Origin of the sequence: Caulobacter sp. (genome assembly GCF_049283275.1) — a bacterium.
GTDB lineage: Bacteria > Pseudomonadota > Alphaproteobacteria > Caulobacterales > Caulobacteraceae > Caulobacter.
The window spans coordinates 1-2,232 of the sequence record NZ_JBAPVS010000101.1 but is presented as its reverse complement, the minus strand read 5'-3'; the positions used below and the strand labels follow the sequence as shown (position 1 = coordinate 2,232).

Annotated in this window: 3 protein-coding genes; all 3 read right to left on the bottom strand. The window is 71.1% G+C overall.

Features of this window, described 5'->3' with window-relative positions:
* Positions 1 to 609 (bottom strand): AAA family ATPase (locus WAL33_RS04965; protein ID WP_422179080.1); only part of this gene is annotated, 609 nt, incomplete at its 3' end.
* Positions 610 to 612: 3 nt separating this feature from the next.
* Complete coding sequence (gene tmk / locus WAL33_RS04960) at positions 613 to 1,239, bottom strand: dTMP kinase (protein WP_422179078.1); 627 nt, start codon at positions 1,237 to 1,239, stop codon at positions 613 to 615.
* 54 nt (positions 1,240 to 1,293) lie between these two features.
* On the bottom strand, positions 1,294 to 2,232 hold a 939-nt coding region (locus tag WAL33_RS04955), incomplete at its 5' end, for a septal ring lytic transglycosylase RlpA family protein (RefSeq protein ID WP_422179076.1).

Below are 2,232 nucleotides of genomic sequence, written 5' to 3'. Positions count from 1 at the left end.
GTCGTGGGCCGAGACGCCCGCCCGCTGCTCGACCATGGCCGCGGCCTTGGACAGCTCCGGCGCGGGCACCACCAGGCGGCGGCAGCGCGAGCGGATGGTCGGCAGCAGGCGGCCGGGCGAATGGCTGACCAGCAGGATCACCCCCCGCGCCGGCGGTTCCTCGAGGGTCTTCAGGACGGCGTTGGCCGCGTTGACGTTCAGGTCGTCGGCCGCATCGATGATCGCCACCCGATAAGGCGAGATCGCCGGCGAATTGGCGAAGAAGGCCGGCAGCAGGCGGGCCTCGTCGACCGGGATCGACTTGCGGGCCTTGCCGTCGTCCGTCTCGCGCTCCAGCACCATCAGATCGGGGTGCGAGCGGGCGGCGACCTGGCGGCTGACGACGTCGGTCGGGGCCGAGCCCAGGACGCCGAACGCCGGATCGGGCCGTGCGCCCAGCAGCCGCCGTGCCATGCGATAGGCCAGGGTCGCCTTGCCCACGCCCTCTGGACCCGTCAGCAGCCAGGCATGGTGCAGCCGGCCGCGATCCAGGGCGTCCAGAAAGGCCAGTTCGGCGGCCTCCACGCCGTCGATGGCGAACACGTCGCGCGGGTGAGGCGGCGCGTCCATGGTCTACAGGCCCAGCCGGGTGGACACCGCGGTCCAGACGTCGGCCCAAACCGCGTCGATCGCGTCATTGGCCTCGATCACCACGCAGCGCTCGGGCTCGCGGCGGGCGATCTCCAGGAAGGCCTCGCCCAGGCGCTGGTGAAACTCCAGGCCCTTGGACTCGAACCGGGCCTCGCCGCCTCGGGCCAGGGCGCGCTTGAGGCCGACCTCGGCCGGGATGTCGAAGATCAGGGTCAGGTCCGGAACGGCGCCGCCCAGGACGTGCTCTTCCAGCGCCTTGATCAGGCCGATCGGCGCCTCGCCGCCCGCGCCCTGATAGGCCCGGGTGCTGTCGGCGAAACGGTCGCACAGCACGATGTCCCCGCGCTCCAGGGCCGGTCGGATCACCCGCTCGATGTGGTCGCGACGCGAGGCGTACATCAAAAGCGTCTCGGTGACCGGTGACCAGCGGTCGATGTCGCCGTTGAGGATCAGGTCGCGGATTTGCTCGGCGCCGGGGCTGCCGCCCGGTTCTCGGGTCAGCACCACGTCGGCGCCGTCCGCCTTCAGGCGTTCGGCCAAGCGGCGGATCTGGGTGGACTTTCCAGCCCCCTCGCCGCCCTCGAAACTGATGAAGGTTCCACGCGTCACCGGTTCCAAATCGACCGTAACGCCCGTCTTGTCCAGAGGCGATCGCCGCCCGGCCTAGGGCCGCAACACCGTCGCGTCGGAAAAGCCCAGGGCGACGACGCGATCGCGCACGCCGAAGGCTTCGGCCTCGTCGGGTCCGGCCTTGACCACCACCCGATAGAGCACGCCCTGGGTGCGTTCCACCGACTCGATCGAAGCTTCTCCGGCCCCGCTCAATTGGGCGACGGCGCGCTCGGCGTTGTCGCGGCTGGCGAACGAGCCGGCCTGGATGCGATAGGCGCTGGCCAGTGTCGCCGCGGGGATCGCTTGAACCGGGGGCTCCGGCGTCATCTCGGGCGCCGCGGCCGGCGCATAGTCAGGGTCGGCGGCCTTGGGCGGCGGGGGCGGAGCATAGGCCGGCTGGGCCGGCGGCAGGCCTGTCGCATAGACACGAGGCTTGGGCGGCGGGGCCTGGCGCGGCGCGGGCGACAGCGGGGCCGAGGCGATCACCCGCGGCGCGTCGAACGGGGTCTTCCTGGCGGGCCCAATATAGCGGACGCGAACGCGAGCCACCCCCGCCCGGCCGTAACCCAACTGATCGGCGGCGGCCTTGGACAGGTCGATGATCCGGTCGCCGACGAACGGACCGCGATCATTGACCCGGACCTGCATCTTGCGGCCGTTGTCCAGGTTGGTGACCTCGACAATGCTCGGCAGCGGCAAGGTCTTGTGCGCCGCCGAGGGCAGGTCCATGTCGAAGATCTCGCCGTTGGCCGTGCGGCGGTTGTGGAATTGCTCGCCGTACCACGAGCCGACGCCCCGCTCGTCATAGTTCGGATCGGCCTTGGGATAATACCAGATCCCCCTGATCTGATAGGGTTTTTCCGTGCCGCGCAGGCCGGCGGTCGAGCCGGGGGCGGGCGGGCCTGAATAGGGTCTGGCGGTGGAGGTGGCCTGCGGCAGTCGCGTCGCCATCGGCGTGGCGCAGGCGGCCAGGCCCGCGCAGCCCAAGGC